Origin of the sequence: Azospirillum sp. SYSU D00513 (assembly GCF_017356015.1) — a bacterium.
Lineage (GTDB): Bacteria > Pseudomonadota > Alphaproteobacteria > Azospirillales > Azospirillaceae > Azospirillum.
Genome location: NZ_JAFIQV010000117.1, coordinates 1 through 831, shown reverse-complemented (window position 1 = coordinate 831; position 831 = coordinate 1). Strand labels below are relative to the sequence as shown.

Below are 831 nucleotides of genomic sequence, written 5' to 3'. Positions count from 1 at the left end.
GGCAGGAGGAGTGGACGATGTGGACAGACGCGCAGCGGGAAAAGTACAAAGATGACGACCGTCGTTACCCGAGCGACCTGACGGACACGGAGTGGAAGCTGATTGGCCCGCTGTTTGCGGGGTACGATCCTTTGACGGTGGATTTGCGTGAGATGGTGAACGCCTGCCTGTATTTGCAGAAGACGGGCTGCCAGTGGCGCTATCTGCCGAAGGACTTCGGAGCGTGGCAAACCGTGCGTACCTGGCACGACCGTTTCCGCGCCGACGGGATCTGGGCGGACGCCGGCGCGCTGCTGACGCGGGCCGTGCGGCAGAAGCAGGATCGGGCGCCGGAGCCGTCGACCGGCATCCTGGACTCCCAGAGTGTTGTCTCCGGCCCGCAAGCGGGCGCGCGTGGTGTGGACGGCCACAAGCGGATCAGAGGCATCAAGCGCCACGCCCTGAGCTGCTCGCTTGGCTTCGTGCTCGCGGTGCTGGTTACGGCGGCCAACGTCCACGATACCAAGGCCGCCGGGATCCTGCTGGATCGCGCCGCCGAGAAGGGCTGGAACCTCGACCGCATTAAGGTGGATGGCATTTACGTCGGCGCACGGATGGACGCCGCTGCCGAGCGCCATGGCCTGGACGTCCAAGTCACAACCCGAGACCCGCAGGCGCAAGGTTTCAAGCCAGTGCCGATCCGTTGGCGCATTGAGGCGACCTTCGGCACACAAACCAACCGATACCGCCGCCTGACCAGAAATCTGGAGCAGGATGAAAGCGCGGCCGAAGATGCCGTAGAAATCGCTGCTTTCGATCGAGCACTCCGCGCCTATGGCCGAGATTACAAGC

At 64.1% G+C, this 831-nt stretch carries 1 protein-coding gene; it reads left to right on the top strand.

The genetic code is table 11. The annotated features are described in order from the left end of the window. Positions 1-17: 17 nt before the first annotated feature. Positions 18-831 (top strand): IS5 family transposase (locus JUB11_RS32450; protein WP_207462935.1); only part of this gene is annotated, 814 nt, incomplete at its 3' end.